The following is a 17,681-nucleotide window of genomic DNA, read 5'->3' on the forward strand; positions in this document are numbered from 1 at the left end:
TCCTCCGAATTCTTGAAGAAACGCGACATGCGCGGCGCCGCGGTCAGCGCGCGTCGCGCGGGTTCCGGCCGCGGTGTCGCCTGGCACGATCGGAACATGAGCGATCTCCTCGGCGACCTGGCGGACTTCCGGGAGGCCGCCGCCGTGCGGCTGCGCGCCTTCTCCCACACGACCGTCGCCGACTCCCCAGGGCTGCGGCGCGCCGGGGTGGTGGTCTGCGTGCTGGAGCACGACGGCGCCCTGTCCGTGGTGCTCATCAAGCGCGCCTACCGAGGGCGGAACGCCGGCCAGTGGGGACTGCCGGGCGGAGGCGTGGACGCGGGCGAGACTCCGGTGGAGGCGGCTCTGCGGGAGCTGCGCGAGGAGGTCGGCCTGGAGGCCGCCCCCGAGGACGTCCTGGGCCGATTGGACGACTTCCCCGCCGCGTCGGGTTTCGCCATCACGCCCGTGGTGGTGGCGTTGGACGCGCCGGGCCCCCTGCGTCCCGACCCGGCCGAGGTGCACTCGATCCACCTGGTGACGCTGCAGAGGCTGGCCGCAGACGACACGCCGCGTTGGGTGCCCCAGTTGGACGGCGGGCGGATGCTGCAGATGCGCCTGGGCCCCGACTGGGTCGTGCACGCGCCGACCGGCGCGCTGCTCTGGCAGTTCCGTGAGGTGGTGCTGCTGGGACGCCACGTCCGGGTGGCCGACTTCCTGCAGCCCGACTGGACCCGTACCTGACCGCGGTCCCCGTCCGCCTGGCCCCGATCCGGCCGTGCCGCGCCGTCAGGGCCGCCGGGCCGCTTCGATGATCCGGTACGTGGTCGGCTCCAAGAGGTCGGAGATCGACACCTGCCGCAGCCCGGCCGCGGCGAGCAGGTCGCGGAACTCGGCCTCGGTGCGCTCCCGGCCGCCGGTGGCGACCAGCATGTTGACGTCGCTCATGATCGCGCGCCGGTACTCGGGCGTGACCAGGGGCGGCAGGACGGGCTCCACGATCAGCACGCGCGCCTCGGGCGTCATCGCGGCGCGGCAGGTGCGCAGGATGGCGGCGGCCTTCTCGTCGTCCCAGTCGTGGATCACGCTTTTGAGGACGTAGGCGTCGGCGCCCTCCGGCACGGACGCGAAGAAGTCTCCGGAGACCGCCTCGCAGCGGTCGGCGACGCCCGCCTCCTCCAGGGGCCGGCCGGCGTCTTCCAGCGCGGCGGGGAGGTCGAACAGGACGCCCCTGAGCCCGGGCACGGCGCGCAGGATCGCGGCCATGAGCGTGCCGTTGCCGCCGCCGATGTCGGCGATCGTGCGGTAGCGGCCGAAGTCGTGCGTCCTGACGAGGGCGGGGGCGACGTTGCGCGCGTCCTCGGCCATGGCCCGGTTGAACGTCGCCGACGCTTCCGGGTTGCGGGCGAAGTACTCGAACGGGATCATGCCGGTCATCCGTTCCCAGGCGTACTCGCCCGTGCGCACGGTCTCGACCAGATCCCCCCAGGTCCGCCAGACCTCCGGACCGCAGAACAGCGCGACCAGGCCGCAGATGGAGCCGGGGGCATCGGGGCGCAGCCGCTCGCCCTCCTCCGTCAGCGCGAACCGGTTCGGCTCGACCTGGCGCACGGCGCCGAGCACCGTGAGCGCGCGCAGGAGCCGGTGCAGGGAGGGGGCGTGGGCGCGGGTCTCCTCGGCGAGCTCCTCGGCGGTCCGGGGGCCGTCGGCGAGCGCGTCGGCCAGACGCAGCTCGACGGCCGCGTACAGGATCTGTGCGGGCATGTAGCCGAACGCCATGTCCAGCAGCGCTGATCGCGCCATGGCCGTCTCCTTTGTTCGCCGTGACCGTGTGCTTCCCCGGGCGGGGTATGCGGACACGCGGGCGATGAGCACGGCACGCGCGGCGACCTGACCGAACGCCGCCTGCTGCGCCGCCGTTTTCCGCAGGAGTCGGGCCGCATCCGCACCACATCCGGCGGCGGGCGTGCCCGGGCGCGTCTCGGCGTGGACGATCCCTCCGCTCGGTGTCAACAGCGGACTGTCACACGATCGTCACACTTGATCGTTACCAATCGGACGATTTCAGTTTTATCGCGCCAAATAACACTAGGGGGTGCTCTGTTCCCTAGAGAGCAAGGAGAGCCCCGTGAGGCGCAGGAGACTCACCGTCACCGCCGCCACCCTCGCCGCAGCCGCCGCCCTGACCGGCGCGCTGCCGGCCTCCCCCGCTGCCGCGGCCCCGCCGACCCCGCCCGACAAGGCCACTTCCCTGGCGCACCTGGCGTCGCTCCGCGTCGCCGCCGAGGGGTCCTCCACGGGGTACAGCCGGGACAAGTTCCCCCACTGGATCACCATCTCCGGCAACTGCAACACCCGCGAGGAGGTGCTCAAGCGGGACGGGTCCAACGTCCAGGTCGGTTCGGACTGCTATCCCACCTCGGGGTCGTGGTACAGCCCGTACGACGGGGCGACCTGGTCCAACCCGTCCGACGTCGACATCGACCACATGGTCCCCCTGGCGGAGGCGTGGCGCTCGGGCGCCAGCAGCTGGACGACCAGCCGCCGCCAGCAGTTCGCCAACGACCTGTCCAGCTCGCAGCTGTGGGCGGTCACCGACGACGTCAACCAGGCCAAGGGCGACAAGGACCCGGCCGAGTGGGTGCCGCCGCGCGCCGCGTTCCGCTGCATGTACGCCCGCTCGTGGGTCGACGTGAAGTACCGCTACGACCTCAGCGTCGACAGCGCCGAGAAGGCGGCGCTGACCAACCTCCTCAACGCCTGCTGAGCCCACTCGGACAGGCCCTCCCCGTCGAGGCCCCGGCCGCGCCGTGTACGCTCCCGGCCGGGGCCTCGCCGCGTCCGGCGTCGGTTCCGACATGCCGACCGAAGGCGATCCGGACGTCGGCCGCGTCGCACCAGCCGGTCCGCCGCGTCGGTCGGCGCCGGCAGTGCGGGTCGATTCACCCAGGCCAGAGGCGCGGCGTCGGCCGGTCCCGCCTCGGGCGCCGCCTTCGTCGACCCCAGTGGCACCCGGTTTCGGACGCGCCGTTTTGACATTTTCGAGCCATTCATCCCAGACTGCACCGGTTCACCGCACGATGACCCGCAGGAAGGGATGACGGCCGCGTGAGCGACAACCGGCTGCGGACGACGACGCCCCCGTCCGCGCACACCGGCGCCCCAGTGGATCCGGGCGACCTCGGCTACCGCAAGTCCTTGCAGACGCGGCACGTCAGCATGATCGCGATCGGCGGGGCCATCGGCACCGGCCTGTTCCTGGGCGCCGGGGGGCGGCTGGCCACCGCGGGCCCCTCGCTGGCCATCGCGTACGCGGTCTGCGGGTTCTTCGCGTTCATGGTGGTGCGCGCGCTCGGCGAGCTCGTCCTGTACCGGCCCTCGTCGGGGTCGTTCGTGTCCTACTCGCGGGAGTTCATGGGCGAGAAGGGCGCCTTCGTCGCCGGGTGGATGCACTTCCTCAACTGGTCGACCACCGGCATCGTCGACATCACCGCCATCGCCGTCTACATCCACTACTGGGACGCCTTCAGCGCGATCCCGCAGTGGACGCTCGCCCTGATCGCCCTGGCCGTGGTGCTCACGGTCAACCTGATCTCCGTGCGGATCTTCGGCGAGCTGGAGTTCTGGTTCTCCATCGTCAAGGTGGGCGCGCTGGCGGCGTTCATGCTCATCGGCATCGCGCTGCTGGTGACCGGGCACGACGTGGCCGGCCACGACTCGGGGCCGAGGCTGATCCTCGAGAACGGCGGGGTGTTCCCGCACGGGGTGCTGCCCATGCTGGTCCTCATCCAGGGCGTGGTGTTCGCCTACGCCTCCACCGAGCTGGTGGGCGTGGCCGCGGGCGAGACGCAGGACCCCGAGCGGGTCGTGCCGAAGGCCATCAACTCCATCATCTGGCGGATCCTGCTGTTCTACGTCGGCTCGGTGGTGCTGCTGGCCATGCTGCTGCCGTGGAACGCCTACTCGGCCGACGAAAGCCCGTTCGTCACCGTTCTGGCAGGGCTGGGCGTCCCCGCGGCGGGCGACGTGATGAACCTGATCGTGGTGACCGCGGCGCTGTCCAGCCTCAACTCCGGCCTGTACTCCACGGGGCGCATCCTGCGCTCGCTGGGCGCGGCCGGGTCGGCGCCGCGCTTCACCATGGCGATGAGCCGCTCCCAGGTGCCCTACGGGGGCATCCTGATGACGTCGGCGATCTGCGTTCTCGGGGTGGTGCTCAACTACTGGGTGCCGGCCCGGGCGTTCGAGATCGTGCTGAACCTGGCGGCCGTGGGCATCCTCGGCACCTGGGCGATGATCATGCTGTCGCACCTGCTGTTCGTGCGGCGGGCCCGGCAGGGGCGGGTGGCGCGGCCCGCCTACCGGCTGCCCGGGTCGCCCGTCACCCAGCCCCTGACCTTGGCGTTCCTGCTGGCCGTGCTGGTCCTGATGTGGTTCGACCGGGACGGGGCCGGGCACATGACCGTCATGGCCGTGCCGTTCATCGCCGCGGCGCTGGTCGTGGGCTGGCTGTTCGTCTCGCGCCGGCACCGCCGGAGCGACGCCCCGGCGGGCGCGACCCGCGACGCCGACGCGGGCGGGTGACCTCGGCCGGCGGACCGCCATGTGCCGACTGTTCGGGATGACCACCGGCGGCCCGCGCGTGCGGGCCGCGTTCTGGCTGCTGGACGCCCCGCAGAGCCTGGAGGCGCAGAGCCGCCGGATGCCCGACGGCACGGGACTGGGCTGGTTCTCGCTCGGCGACGAGCCGGTGCGCGACCGGGCGCCGATCGCGGCGTACGCGAACGCCGACTTCGCCTCGCACGCCCGCCACGTGGTGTCGCACACCTTCGTCTCGCATGTCCGGTACGCGTCCGGCTCCCCGGTCTCCGTGCGCAACGCCCACCCGTTCGCGATGAAGAACCGGCTGTTCGCGCACAACGGCGTGGTGCAGGGCATGGACGTGCTCGACACGTGGCTGACCGATGTGGACAGGGTCCTCACGGAGGGGCAGACCGACTCCGAGCGGGTGTTCGCCTACGTCACCGCGGAGATCCGCCGGCGCGGCGACACCACCGCCGGGCTGATCGCGGCGATCCGCCGGATCGCCGCCGAACTGCCGGTCTACTCGCTGAACCTGGTGCTGGCCGAGGCGCGCCGCCTGTGGGCGCTGCGCTATCCCGCGCACAACGAGCTGTGGGCGCTGACGCCGCGGCTGTGCGGCCCGCGGCACCTGCAGTCCCCGCACGAGCCCGGCAGCCTGGACCTGGCGGGACCGGACGGCGACGGCCGCCGCACCGCCCCCGCGTACGTGATCGCCAGCGAGCGGATGGACGACGACCCGGGCTGGCGGCTCCTGGAGCCCGGGGAGCTGCTCGTGGTGGACGGGCTCAGCGCCGCGCCGATGTTCCCGTTCGATCCGCCGGCGCATCCGTTGACCGACGCCGACCTGTCCGCCGAGGAGGCCGCCTCGCAGAGCTGACCCCGTCAGCGCCGGCACCAGGCGCCGGGGCACGTTCCGGGGGCGCTGCGGCGCGGGGCGGAGGGCGGCTGCGTCACAGGCACCGCCTACAGTGGCGTCGTGGAGCATCCGTTGACACTGATGGCCGTCCACGCCCATCCGGACGACGAGGTGATCGGCACCGGCGGGGTGTTGGCGCGCTACGCGGCCGAGGGCGTGCGGACCGTCCTGGTGACCTGCACCAACGGCGAGCAGGGCGACGACGAGAACGGGGCCAAGCCCGGCGAGCCGGGCCACGACGCCGATCGGGTCGCCCGGCGGCGGCTGGCCGAGCTGAAGGAGTCGGCGGACCTGCTCGGCGTCCGCGACCTGGAACTGCTGGGCTACCGCGACTCGGGGATGGCGGGCTGGCCCGCCAACGAGCATCCCGAGGCGTTCGCCAACGTCCCCGTCGAGGTCGCGGCGCCGCGGCTGGCGGCGCTGATGGAGCGGTACCGCCCGCAGGTCGTGGTCACCTACGACGAGAACGGCGGCTACGGCCACCCCGACCACATCCAGGCCCACCGCGTGGCGATGGCCGCCGCGGAGCTCAGCGGCGTTCCGGACAAGCTCTACTACACGGCCGTCCCCCGCTCGGGCGTGGCGCGGCTGGCGGAGCTGATGAAAACGTCCGGTGTCGACCTGCCCGAACCGGACCTGCCCGACGACTTCGGCACCCCCGACGAGCTGATCACCAGCGTGGTGGACGTCACCCCCTATGCCGGGCGCAAGCGGAAGGCCCTGCAGGTGCACGCCAGCCAGGGCGACAGCATCTTCCTGCTGAGCCTGCCCGAGGAGATCCAGGAGGTCATCTTCGGCACCGAGACGTTCGTGCGGCGCTCCACCCGCGTCCCGGCGCCCGACCACGAGGACGATCTCTTCGCGGGCTTGCGCCCCTCCTGACGCCAACGGTCCGGCGCCTGCCCTCCCGACCTCCGCCCGACCGCCCAGCACCCGTTCAGCTTCCGGTGGGAGGGGCGTTCCTCGGTCGGGCCGCCCGAATCGGGCACGCCGCAGCCCTGACGTCGCCCCACGATAGGGCCGAGCGCCGATGCCACTGGGCACGGGGACCACAGGCGCCAAGCCTCCGTTGGACCGCCCACACGCGGCACGCCGCCGCTGCAGCGCCCAACCCCGCGTCGGGCCCGAGCGTCAGCGGTGCTGGGCGCGAAGGACCCCACGATGGCGGGACGGCGATAAGGAGACCGCTCTGGCCTGCCGGGAGAGCTCGCGGTCGGCCTGCACTGAGCGCGCCGACACCGTCGAGGGACGCTGCCCGGACCTCCATCACTTCGCGCAGAGCGGCTGCTTCAAGCCCTGCGTGCTCCTGGAGAGGGCACTCACGGGGTGCTCACGCCGCGCGGAACGGCCCCGAGGAGGCTGGCGACCTGGTGCATCCATCACGCTCGGCCTGCTCTGCGTGCCCGCGGCCCGATCATGTCCGTCGAGCGGGCGCGCCGGCCCCGGGTGGCGCACGGTGCGGCGGCGTGCACCCTCCGTGGGATATCTCGATGGTCACCCTGATGTGTCTGAAATCGGACCGCTCCACAGGGTGACGAGCACCTTCCAGAAACGGCGTTCTGATGTCAGCATGAAAGCGTCCGGCGGGACCACATGGCCGACAGAACGCCCTTTCCTGGACAGCTGACCCAGGCCTCGCGCCGTCACCACTGGCCCCGCCGGACGCCGGTGCGCGCCGATCATGACGTCGGATTCCTGCCGGCGCCGCCGCCCGTCGTCCCCGTCCCCCGAAAGTCAGCATGGGCGCATGAGCCGATCGACGACGCCCCTTCCGCTTCGGCGTGGTGGTCGAGACGGCCCGGTCCGCCGACGAGCTGACCGCCCTGGCGCGACGCGCCGAGGAGTTCGGCTACGCCACCGTGACCCTGCGCGACCATGTCATCGCCGGGCCGTTCGGCGACCAGCTCGCCCCCATGGTGGCGCCGACGGCGGCCGTCTGCGCGACTCGCGCGCTGCGCGTCGGCACGCTCGCCCTCGCCAACGACTACCGGCACCCGGTGATGCCGGCGAAGGAGGCGGCGCCCCTCGACCAGGTCTCCGGCGGCCGGTTCGAGCTGGGCCTCGGTGCGGGCCGGCTGCGCGAGGAGTACCTCCGCGCGGGCCTGCCGTTCGACCCGCCGCGGGTGCGGGTGGACCGTCTGGAGGAGTCGGTGCAGATGCTGCGCGGCCTGCTCGGCGGCGAGAAGGTCACGCTGACCGGCCGGTATTACAGCGTCCGCGACCTTGCGGTGTTCCCGCGGCCCGCGGCGCGGCCTCCGCTGCTGATCGGGGCGGGCGGCATGCGCATGCTGGGGCTCGCGGGGCGCCACGCCGACATCGTGGGCGTCCTTCCCCGCGCCCTGCCGGACGGCACGATCTCCGATGAGATCACTGAGCGGCTGCCCGGCACGATCGCCCGCAAGGTCGACCGCGTGCGGGCCGAGGGACGCGACGTCGAGCTGAGCATGCTGGTGTCGCCCGCCTTCGGCCCCGATCCGCGCACGGCGGCCGCTCGCGCGGCCGTGCGGCGCGGCTGGGGAGCCTCGTCCGCGGAGCTGGTGCCGGACATGCCGTCGCAGTTCGTCGGCCCTCCCGACCACATCGCCGAGCAGATGGTCGCGCGCCGCGAAACGTACGGCTTCTCGTACTACGTGGTGCCCGACGGGCAGATGGAGCAGTTCGCCCCCGTGGTCGCCGCGCTGACCGGCCGGTGACGGCACGGCCTCTGCGGCGCGGAGGGCATGTGGGCCGGCGCGGCGCCGCGCGCGGCTTCGGGGTCGCGAACGCCCCGGCGGTCCGCAGACCGCCGGGGCGTCGTGTCGACTCCGCGGTGGGACGTCCTCGGCGGACGTCCTCGAGTGTCCCGTCGGGCGGCGTCAGCCCAGCGGGCGGGGCTTGCCCCTGGTGCCGGGGCCGTCGCCCCACTCGAGCACCTCGTACTTCACGCCCCGCAGGTGGCCCTCGCCGGTGCCGGCGTAGTACTTGCTGGCGGGCTTGCCGCCGTCCAGCAGGTAGCGGAACGTGTAGGTGTCGAGGTCGAGCATCACGCCGTTGTGAGAGGGAGCGCCCGGGCCGCGGTCGCCGATGAAGCCGACGCGGCTGCGGCCCTTGTAGGTGACGCGCACCTTGGTCATCAGGGGCCAGCTCGGGCTGGCGAACAGGCCCTTCTGCATGGGCTTGCCGCTGGCGGGGGCGCCGGTGTCACCGTTGATGCCCGACCCGTCGTCCCAGAAGTAGGACGCGGTCGTGTACCCCGTCAGAAGTGCCTTCTTCTTGCGCTTCTTCTTGGTCTTCTTCTTGGTGAGCTTGGTGAGGGAGTCGGCGTGGGCGGCCTCCCCCGTGGCGGCCTTGCCGGGCCGCACGTCCAGAACGCTGTTCTCCTGAGCCGCCAGCGGCTGCTGGGACGGCATGGTCTTGGGCGCGGCGGCATCGTCACTCGCGGCGGCCACTCCGGCCACCAGCATGCCGGCCAGGCAGGAGCCGGTCACGGCGGTCATGACGACATTGAGCGCACGCTGCTGCATAGGAATCCTTCGTTCGGCGGACAGGGAGCAGCCGTCACCTGCCTGGGCACGCCGCGGCGGCGTGAAAAAGGGCAGGGATCAGCTCCGAGGCACAGCTCGGATAGGCCGTCGTGAAAAGAGGAACCCGTGGGAAGCGGGCCGCCCGTCGAGCAAGGGTCGACCGCATGCGCGCATCTAGAAGCGGCCCCCGGTGGCCGCGATCGTGCGCGGGCGAAAGAAAACGGGTGAGATGCCGGCCGGGGCGATGAGGCGCCCCCGTGGAGATGCGGCCGTTGCATGGCCGGCCGCGGACCGGCGGAGGGGGGTCCCGTCTGGCGGACGGGAGGCGACGGCTATGCGATTGGCCAGGTCAATGGCTGGTTGACCAGGACGCTGTCGAGTATAGGACGATTTACCCAGCTCATGCAAAAGCGGGCCGGATTTTACTATTCCTGGGGTAGATCACCGGTTTAACGATCTTTCGAGGGGACCGGCGGATCGTCCGGAAGCCCTGTCCCGTCGAGGTTCCCGGCGTCTGCGGCCGCGCCGGCTCGGGCCCAGATCACAGATAGATCAATATAGGCGGTCGCGGCGCCGCGGGCGGACGGCGGTGCGCCGAATGTGAATGGTGTGACGGCATCGCACCGCCGATGCCTATGGGACCATGATCCTTATGATGGAACCCGCCGGCCTGCGGACGGCCGACGATGACGATCTCCTCCCTCCGCCCGACTGGGCGCCCGGCCGGCCGATGGCGCCGGGCACCCGCGCCGCCTGGGGCTTCGCCGCGCTGGCGGCGGTGCTGGCCGCCGGACGGCTCTGGGTGGCCCCGGCGGTGGACTCCCGGGCCCTGGACGCCTGGACGACGATCTTCGTGGCGGTGTGCGTGCAGGCCCTGCCGTTCCTCGTGTTCGGGGTCACGCTGTCGGCGGCGATCACGGTGTTCGTCCCGGCGGCGTTCTGGAAGCGGGTGCTGCCGTCGCGTCCCGGCGCCGCCGTTCCGGTGGCGGGGGCGATGGGCGCGGTGCTGCCCGGCTGCGAGTGCGCCTCGGTTCCCGTCGCGGGCGGGTTGATGGCGCGCGGGGTGGCCCCGGCCGCGGCGCTGACGTTCCTGCTGGCGGCGCCCGCGATCAACCCGGTGGTGCTGGTGGCCACGGCCGTGGCGTTCCCGGACGCCCCGGAGATGGTGGCGGGCCGGTTCGCCGCGTCGCTGCTGGTGGCGGTGCTGGCCGGGTGGACGTGGCTGCTGATCGGCAAGGGCGAGTGGATCCGCGTCCCGCCCCGCCCGGCCGCCGAGGGCGTCGGCCGCTGGGAGGCGTTCCGGCAGGCCATGCGGCACGACGTCATGCACGCGGGCGGCTTCCTCGTGGTGGGCGGAGCCGCCGCCGCGACGATCAATGTGGTGGTCCCGGCCGGATGGGTGAGCGGCGTCGCCGACTCCGGCTGGCCGTCGGTGCTGGTGCTGGCGGCGCTGGCGGTGCTGATGTCGATCTGCTCGGAGGCGGACGCGTTCGTGGCGGCCAGCCTCAGCCAGTTCTCCCCCACCGCCCGGCTGGCGTTCCTGGTGGTGGGGCCGATGGTGGACCTGAAGCTGGCGGCGCTGCAGACGGGCTTCTTCGGGCGGCGGTTCGCGGTGCGGTTCGCGCCGCTGACGTTCGCGCTCGCGATCGCCGCCAGCGCGCTGGTGGGAGGGGTTCTGCTGTGACCCGCGCCGCGCAGAACCTGCTGCTCATCCTGGTCGGCGGGGCCGTGCTGTGGATCACGCTGGCCACCGACGACTATCTCAACTACGTGCGGCCGGGGTTCCGGTACGTGCTGGTGCCGGCGGCGCTGGCGCTGGTGGCGCTGGGCGCGGCGGGCCTGCGCCGCGAGTGGTCGGACGAGCCGACCGCCGAGCCCGACCCGCACCCCGGGCACGGCGGGCACCCCGGCCCCCACGGGCACGACCACGCCCGCGGACCTCGGGTGGCGTGGCTGCTGTGCCTGCCCGTGCTGGCGATCTTCGTGATCGCGCCGCCCGCGCTGGGGTCGTTCACCGCCGCGCGGGGCGCGGACCGCCCGCCCGCCCCGCCGCCGAGCCGGGATTCGGAGGGCTACGCGCCGCTGCCGCGCGACCGCGGTCCGATCCCCATGACGATGGGCGAGTTCATCGGACGGGCGTGGCAGGCGCAGACCGGCGACCCGTCCACGTTCGAGGGCGTGCCGGTGCGCCTGACCGGCTTCGTCACGCCGCGCCGCGGCGGCGGCTGGCAGGTGACCCGGCTGCGGATGGCGTGCTGCGCGGGCGACGCCGTGCCCTTCCCCGTGATCGTCAAGGGGCTGCCCCGCCCGCCCGCCGACACGTGGGTGCAGGTTGAGGGCACGTGGCGGCGGCAGCCGCCGGGGGCCGCCAAGAGCGGCGTGCACGTTCTGTACGGCACGTCCGTGAAGCGGATCAAGCGGCCCGCCAACCCCTACGAGTGATCCCGGGGGCCGTCCGCCCCGTACCCCCTCCGTCTCCGGCGGCCGCCGATACGGTGTCCGCCGACGGCGAAGGGAGCGTGCATGGACGACACGGCGCTGGTGCTCGGCGGCGGGGGCGTCACGGGCATCGCCTGGGAGTGGGGCGTCCTGGCCGGGCTGGCGGACGCCGGCGTGGACCTGACGACGGCGGGACTGGTGGTGGGCACCTCGGCCGGCGCGGTCGTCGGCGCGCAGGTGGCGTGCGGGCTGCCGGTCGAGGAGCGGTACGCGGCGCAGCTGGCCGCCCCCGACGGGGAGGTCCCGGCGCGCGTCGGCAGGGCGGTGCTGGCGCGGTGGGCGTGGGCCGCGCTGCGGTCCCGCACGGCGGCCGAGGCGGGCGCGCGGATCGGCCGGCTCGCGCTGGCGGCGCGCACGGTGCCGGAGGCCGAACGGCGGGCCGTGATCGCGGCGCGGCTGCCCGTCCACGAGTGGCCGAGGCGGCCCCTGCTGATCACGGCGGTGGAGGCGACGACCGGAGCGTTCGCCGTCTTCCACCGCGGCCGAGGGGTGCCGCTGGTGGACGCGGTCGCGGCGAGCTGCGCCGTCCCGGGGGTGTGGCCGCCGGCGACCGTCGGCGGCGTCCGCTACATCGACGGCGGGGCGCGGTCGCCGGTCAACGCCGACCTGGCGGCCGGCCGCCGCCGCGTGGTCGTTCTGGCGCCCTCGCCGCGGGGGTTCGGGCCGCTCGCGGGCGTGGCGGAACAGGTCGCCGAGCTGCGGCGGCAGGGCGCCCGGGTCGCGGTGGTGACACCGGACGCGGCGGCGCGGCGGGCCTTCGGCGGCAACTCTCTGGACCCCTCACGGCGCGCCGCCGCGGCACGGGCGGGACGGGCTCAGGCGTCCGCGGCGGCCAAGGCGGTCGCGGAGGCGTGGGGATGACCGGGCGGCGGCCGTGCCCGTCGAACCGCCCGCAGGGGGACGTCCAGGGTGCTGTCTCATCCGGGCGACGACGCGTCGCATCGCCGCATACCACGCGGCCGCGGACATGCGCTCGGGCGGTCGGTCGCGGATCGCGCCTCCGGCGGCGCCACGGCCGCGTGCTGCCCGCGCTGCTCCGGCCTGCGGCGGGGGGCGCCGGGCGCAGCCGGGCGGGGCCACGATAGCGGCGCGCCCGGGGCTTCGAGCCCCGGGCGTCAAGGAGACCGCGATGGCGCGTCGGCGGACCGTCCGCGCGCGGGCTCAGCGTGCGGGGAACGCCGTGGGCAGCAGCGGGCCGCCCTGCGTGGGGACGGCCGATGCCGGGGCGAACGCCGACGTCGGAGGCAGCGATGACATGTCCGGCTGCTGCGGGGGCGCCGGAGCCGCGGGCGGCGGGGGCGCGGCGTGGGAGCCGTCCGGGCGGCGGGCTTCGGCGGGGAACTGCGGCTGCGCCTGCATGGGCGCCTGCGCCTGCGCCGCGAGGCGTTCACTGAGCACCGCCATGAGGGCGCGCGCGGTCTCGTCGTCCATCCGCATCAGGACGCTGGGGCGTCCCGAGGGGTCGACGAAGGGCGACACCGACGGCGCGGTGCTCTGCCGCGGCAGAGCCAGCCTCATCTGCTCGCGCAGGTCGTGGGCGAGGCGCAGCGCCTGTCGGTCGCTGTCGCTCAAGTGTGCGGTCATCGCGATCTCCGGGGAGTTCACGTGCGGGGGGGTCCGGGGGCAATCCTGCTAGCAATAGCGTGCAGGTGCAAGAGCCGATGCACGTGCAGATCAAGAAAAGATCTCACCGAACCGCCGCGAACCGCCCGCCGTCACCCCGCCTTCCCCTCCTGACCTGCACCGAAAGCGCGCTCCGACGGAGCCCCGGAAGATGTGACACATCCCTCATCGGTCACACCTTCCACTGAAAGCCTCACGCTCCTCCGCCGTCATGGTGACGCGTCTCACGGGTTCAGTCCATACCCCGCTTGCCGGGCGTCCAGAACGGCTTGACCAGCACCGATCTACGCGGCCACCCCCGTTCGCGCACGAGGTGGGCGCGGACGGCGTGGACGGTGCGCGCCTCGCCCGCCACGTAGGCGACGCCGGGCGGCCCGTCCGGCAGCCGCAACGCCCGCACCGCCGCGACCAATGACGAGGACGACGCCGCCGGGGCGTCGCCGCGATAACGCCAAGTCAGCTTCTCCCCCAGGGGGAGCCGAAGTCGGTCCTCAGGGCCCGCCACCTCCACCACGCCGTGCACATCGGCGCCGGCGGGGAGGGCGCGCAGCATCGCACCGAACGCCACCGACGCCGTCTCCTCCCCCGCGAACAAGTGGTAGGGCGCGTCGTCCCGCACGGTGAACCGGCCTTGGGGCTTGGTGAAGGCCACCTCCTGGCCGGGACGGACCGTTCGCGCCCACCGCGCACCCGGCCCGTCCCCGTCGTGGTCCATGACGCACAACTCCAGCACCCCGGTCGCGGCGTCGTAGTTCCAGACCGAGTAGCTGCGCAGGACGTCGGCCATGCCCCGCAGCCAGGCACGCGCCGTGAAGGGGTCGGAGACGTTCACCCGCACGTGCTGCCCGGGCGTCCAGTCGAGACCGGGCACGTCCGTGACGCGCACCAGGCGCATGCGCCGGGCCGCCTGCCGCACATCCACGACGCGGCCGCGCACGAACACCAGATTCAGCACCTTGTCCCGGAGCCCGCGCCGGCCCGGGGCCGCGGCTCCCGCCGACTCCGCGTCAACGGTCACGAGACCTCCAAACGCGATATATCTCATTGCAACTCACGATACATCGCCACATGGGCCCACGGCAGCAGACGACCCCGCAAGACGTCCGATTCCGGCCATCCCCGAGATCGCCGCACGACGCCTCGACCAGCGCGGGCGGCACCGGCACCGCATGCGCCCGGCCGCCGCCGGACGCGGTCACCGGTTCGCCGCGCACCCCGCCCGGCACCGCTCTAGAATCTCGTTCGAATGAAGGCGGAAACCATGATCGGCGGGACGTGCGATCCGCGGTTCGCGGCGGTGCGCGAGGCGTTCGCCGAGAACTTCGCGCGGCGCGGCGAGCTCGGCGCCGCGGTGTGCGTGACCGTCGGCGGCCGCACGGTCGCCGACCTGTGGGGCGGGACGGCCCGCGGCGGCCGCCGCTGGGGACCGGACACGCTGGTCAACGTGTTCTCCGTCGGCAAGGGGCTGTCCGCGCTGGTCGCGGCCCGGCTCTTCGAGGAGGGGCGGCTCGACCCGGACGACCCGGTCGTCCGCCACTGGCCGGGCTTCACGGCGCGGGAGGCGACGGTGCGGCACGTGCTCAGCCACCGGGCCGGTCTGCCCGCGCTGCGCCGCCGGATGCCGCCGGGCGCCATGCTCGACTGGGACGCCATGACCGCGGCGCTGGCGGAGCAGGAGCCCTGGTGGCCGCCCGGCACCGCGCACGGCTACCACGTCAACACCTTCGGCTTCCTGCTCGGCGAGGTGGTCCGCCGCGCCACCGGGCGGACGATCGGCGCCCTGCTCCGCGAGAAGATCGCCGGACCGCTCGGCGCGGACGTGCACATCGGCCTGCCCGCCGCCGAGCACCGCCGCGTCGCCGACTTCCACTGGCCGGGCGACCCGCCCGAGGACGACCGGTCGTCCGACCTGGACGACGCCGCGCTGATGCGGCACAACGCCTACTTCAACCCCGGCGGGCTGTCCGGCCTCGGCGCGGTCAACACGGCCGCCTGGCGCGCGGCCGAGCTGCCGTCCACGAACGCGCACGCCACGGCGCGCGGCGTCGCCCGCGTCTACACGGCGCTGGCGGCGGGCGGCGCGCTCGACGGAGTGCGCGTCGTCGACGCCGGCACGCTGGCCGCCGTCACCGCCGAGCAGGCGTCCGGGGACGACCTGGTGCTGCTGCGTCCGTCGCGCTTCGGCCTCGGCTTCCAGCTCACCCAGCCCGAGCGGCCGCTCGGCCCCAACCCGAGGTCGTTCGGACATTTCGGCGCGGCGGGCTCGCTGGGCTTCTGCGACCCGGACGCCGAGGTGGGCTTCGGGTACGTGACGAACCAGATGAGCATGGGCTGGCAGAACCCCCGCAACCGCGCTCTCATCGACGCCCTGTACTCCTGCCTCTGACGCTCGGGCAGCCGTTCGGCCAGCCTTTCGGGCGAGCGTCCGCCAAAGAAGCACGCCGCTCCGGCAGCCGCCGCCGACGCCCACCGATCGGCGGCCGCGCACCGCCCCAATCCCCGCCCGGCAATGTGCCGACGCACAAGCGACTTCCGAGGTTTACAGGAAATGGCTAACAATGCGGAATGCTCACGCCGTGCAGCGCGCAGCAAAGGCCCCGGTGCGCGTCGCCCGGTGTGGCGAATCTCCCATGCCTTTGGCCGCGTCCGGTCGGCCCGGCACGGAGGGAACACCGGTCGACGTGCGGGTTCTCGCGAACCACGCCGGATTGCCGTCCGAGTCGGCCGCAACGCCCCGCGGAGGCGCATTGGTCCGCTTCGGAACGCCGTTCACCGAGGCCAACGGGGACATGCGGCCGGCCCGGTCGTCCGAAGGCGAATAACGCTGTGAACGCGCACCGCCCCGAGAAGTGATCAATCCGAGACGTTCGCCGATTGAAAGTTTCAGCGAACCGGCGCAAGCTATCCCGCAGACCGGTTATGGTCCACGCACCTGCATCCCCCGACCGCCGACAGGAACGCGACCATGTTCGAGATCTGGGAGACGAGCGAGCCCGCCCGGCTGATCACCGACGCCGGCAGCCTCGAGGTCGCCCTGGAGAAAGTCGACACCATGTGCCGACTGCGTCACGACCAGGCGGTCGCCCAGGTGGGCCAGCCCGCCGACGAGGGCTACCACTTCGAGATCCGAGATCAGGACGGCAATGCCCTGGCCCGCCTGACGTACGTCCCGGACACCTCTCGCGCCTACCAGAGCGTCGTCTTCGAGGAACTGCGCGGCGAGGACGGCGCCTGAGCCGCCGCCGGCCACGGCGCGTCCCCGCGGTCGCGGCGGTCGCCGCCTGGCAGGATGCTCTCCGGTCTTTCGCAACGGGGGACGACCGATGGTGGAGGCGCTGGTGACGCAGGCCCTGCGGGCGCTGTCGCGCACCGACGGGCCGGCGTTCCGCGCCTGCGCCGCCGAACTCGCCGCCCGCCGGGAACACCTCGTCGACCGGCTGCTGACGACTCGCTTGCAGGAAGGGGTCACCGCCGCCTGGCACCGCGGCTGGCAGCCCGCCGACGTGGCGCGCCACACCGGCCGCAGCCACGGCGCCCGGCACCGGCGTCTGGTCGTGGACGTGATCGCGGCCGAGTCACGCGCCTACCCGGCGGCGACGGTGGACGCCCTGTGGCGCGCCCAGCTGTCGGCGCTCGGCGCGCGAGTCTGGTGGACGCGCGACGACGAGCTGCCGAGCGCCTGGTGCCGACGCGAACGCGTCGACCGGGCCGCCCTGCTGGTCTGCGCCCTCGAGGTCCTGCACCTGCTCGCCACCCTGCCCCGGCTGCCCAGGCTCGGCCCGCTGCCCGGGGAACCGGCGCGCGCGACCGCCGCCCCGGTCGACGAGCGGATCCTCGCCAAGGTCCGGGCGCTCCTGGCCAAGGCGGAATCGACCGAATTCCCCGAGGAGGCCGAGGCGCTCAGCGCCCGCGCGCAGGAGCTGATGGCCCGTCACAGCATCGACCACGCGCTGCTGGCTGCCGACGACACGGGCGCGGCCTCCGCCCCCGCAGGCCGGCGTCTGGCCGTCGACGCCCCGTACGAGTCGCCGAAGGCCGCGCTGCTGACGGTGGTCGCCGAGGCCGACCGGTGCCGCGCCGTGTGGCATCGCGAGCTGGGCTTCTCCACCGTGCTCGGCTTCCCGGCGGACCTGGCCGCCGTGGAGATGCTGTTCACCTCCCTGCTGGTGCAGACGTCCGCGGCGATGGCGCGGGCCGGGGCGCAGCGGGACGCCGACGGCCGATCCCGTACACGGTCGTTCCGGCACGCCTTCCTCAACGCCTACGCCGCCCGCATCGGCGAACGGCTGCGGGAGGCCGCCGACCGCGCCCTCCACGTCGCCGAGCATGCCGCCCGCGACAGCGCGGCAGCAGGCGCGGCGCCGGCGCGGGGCCGGCTGCTCCCCGCATTGGCCGCACGAGACCGAGCCGTCGACCGAGCGGTCGACGAGCTGTTCCCCGACCTCGTCAGAGGCCGCGCCCGCGCGGTGTCCGACTACGCGGGGTGGGTGGCCGGCCGCGCCGCCGCCGACCTGGCGAGCCTGGACTCCCGCTCCGAGATCGCCGGCCGGACCCCCTGACGGACGCCGAACCGCCCG

16 protein-coding genes are annotated in these 17,681 nt (G+C 73.6%); 12 read left to right on the plus strand and 4 right to left on the minus strand.

Features of this window, described 5'->3' with window-relative positions:
• Nucleotides 1-96: 96 nt before the first annotated feature.
• Complete coding sequence (locus AR3_RS08255) at nt 97-723, plus strand: NUDIX hydrolase (RefSeq protein WP_067911145.1); 627 nt, start codon at nt 97-99, stop codon at nt 721-723.
• A 45-nt stretch (nt 724-768) separates the two neighbouring features.
• On the opposite strand, the gene AR3_RS08260 is transcribed toward AR3_RS08255, so the two are convergent.
• Nucleotides 769-1,782, minus strand: coding sequence for a methyltransferase (locus tag AR3_RS08260; protein WP_067910991.1), 1,014 nt, complete (start codon nt 1,780-1,782; stop codon nt 769-771).
• Between the two features lie 325 nt (nt 1,783-2,107).
• On the opposite strand from AR3_RS08260, the gene AR3_RS08265 reads away from it, so the two are divergent.
• The 5 genes from AR3_RS08265 (at nt 2,108) to AR3_RS08285 (ending at nt 8,172) form a co-directional block, all read left to right on the plus strand.
• Nucleotides 2,108-2,746: an HNH endonuclease family protein gene (locus AR3_RS08265; protein WP_106258278.1), complete on the plus strand. Its 639-nt coding sequence runs from the start codon at nt 2,108-2,110 to the stop codon at nt 2,744-2,746.
• A 341-nt stretch (nt 2,747-3,087) separates the two neighbouring features.
• Nucleotides 3,088-4,563 (plus strand): amino acid permease, encoded by a 1,476-nt coding sequence (locus tag AR3_RS08270; protein WP_067910996.1) that lies wholly within the window; start codon nt 3,088-3,090, stop codon nt 4,561-4,563.
• 19 nt (nt 4,564-4,582) lie between these two features.
• Nucleotides 4,583-5,440, plus strand: coding sequence for a class II glutamine amidotransferase (locus AR3_RS08275; protein ID WP_067911001.1), 858 nt, complete (start codon nt 4,583-4,585; stop codon nt 5,438-5,440).
• A 99-nt stretch (nt 5,441-5,539) separates the two neighbouring features.
• Nucleotides 5,540-6,361, plus strand: coding sequence for a PIG-L family deacetylase (locus AR3_RS08280; protein WP_217998493.1), 822 nt, complete (start codon nt 5,540-5,542; stop codon nt 6,359-6,361).
• 899 nt (nt 6,362-7,260) lie between these two features.
• A complete protein-coding gene (locus tag AR3_RS08285) occupies nt 7,261-8,172 on the plus strand; it encodes a TIGR03621 family F420-dependent LLM class oxidoreductase (RefSeq protein WP_067911005.1) in 912 nt (303 codons plus the stop codon).
• Between the two features lie 162 nt (nt 8,173-8,334).
• Here AR3_RS08285 and AR3_RS08290 read toward each other — a convergent pair whose 3' ends face one another.
• On the minus strand, nt 8,335-8,982 hold the full coding sequence (locus AR3_RS08290) for a hypothetical protein (protein WP_067911006.1): 648 nt from the start codon (nt 8,980-8,982) through the stop codon (nt 8,335-8,337).
• Nucleotides 8,983-9,634: 652 nt separating this feature from the next.
• Between AR3_RS08290 and AR3_RS08295 the strand changes: the two genes are divergently transcribed.
• The 3 genes from AR3_RS08295 to AR3_RS08305 all read left to right on the plus strand — a co-directional run bounded on the left by AR3_RS08295 (nt 9,635) and on the right by AR3_RS08305 (nt 12,342).
• The gene (locus AR3_RS08295) at nt 9,635-10,666 is read left to right on the plus strand and encodes a permease (RefSeq protein WP_390098304.1); all 1,032 of its coding nucleotides are present in this window, start codon (nt 9,635-9,637) and stop codon (nt 10,664-10,666) included.
• On the plus strand, nt 10,663-11,424 hold the full coding sequence (locus tag AR3_RS08300; protein WP_067911010.1) for a TIGR03943 family putative permease subunit: 762 nt from the start codon (nt 10,663-10,665) through the stop codon (nt 11,422-11,424). Before AR3_RS08295 ends, AR3_RS08300 begins: the two co-directional genes overlap by 4 nt.
• Nucleotides 11,425-11,505: 81 nt before the next feature.
• Nucleotides 11,506-12,342, plus strand: a complete 837-nt coding sequence (locus AR3_RS08305; protein WP_067911013.1) for a patatin-like phospholipase family protein — start codon at nt 11,506-11,508, stop codon at nt 12,340-12,342.
• Nucleotides 12,343-12,642: 300 nt separating this feature from the next.
• Here AR3_RS08305 and AR3_RS08310 read toward each other — a convergent pair whose 3' ends face one another.
• Nucleotides 12,643-13,065 carry a hypothetical protein gene (locus AR3_RS08310; protein ID WP_146150184.1) on the minus strand — a complete coding sequence of 141 codons (423 nt, stop codon included), beginning with the start codon at nt 13,063-13,065 and terminating at the stop codon, nt 12,643-12,645.
• 271 nt (nt 13,066-13,336) lie between these two features.
• Complete coding sequence (locus AR3_RS08315; RefSeq protein ID WP_083951105.1) at nt 13,337-14,122, minus strand: siderophore-interacting protein; 786 nt, start codon at nt 14,120-14,122, stop codon at nt 13,337-13,339.
• A 228-nt stretch (nt 14,123-14,350) separates the two neighbouring features.
• On the opposite strand from AR3_RS08315, the gene AR3_RS08320 reads away from it, so the two are divergent.
• The 3 genes from AR3_RS08320 (at nt 14,351) to AR3_RS08330 (ending at nt 17,663) form a co-directional block, all read left to right on the plus strand.
• Nucleotides 14,351-15,490 carry a serine hydrolase domain-containing protein gene (locus tag AR3_RS08320; protein ID WP_067911019.1) on the plus strand — a complete coding sequence of 380 codons (1,140 nt, stop codon included), beginning with the start codon at nt 14,351-14,353 and terminating at the stop codon, nt 15,488-15,490.
• A gap of 579 nt (nt 15,491-16,069) precedes the next feature.
• Entirely contained in the window at nt 16,070-16,339 is a 270-nt protein-coding gene (locus AR3_RS08325; protein ID WP_067911022.1) for a hypothetical protein, read from the plus strand.
• A gap of 88 nt (nt 16,340-16,427) precedes the next feature.
• The gene (locus tag AR3_RS08330) at nt 16,428-17,663 is read left to right on the plus strand and encodes a DUF2786 domain-containing protein (protein ID WP_067911026.1); all 1,236 of its coding nucleotides are present in this window, start codon (nt 16,428-16,430) and stop codon (nt 17,661-17,663) included.
• Nucleotides 17,664-17,681: the final 18 nt, after the last annotated feature.

The sequence above is a fragment of the Actinomadura rubrobrunea NBRC 15275 genome (assembly GCF_001552235.1).
Taxonomy (GTDB): Bacteria; Actinomycetota; Actinomycetes; order Streptosporangiales; family Streptosporangiaceae; genus Spirillospora; species Spirillospora viridilutea.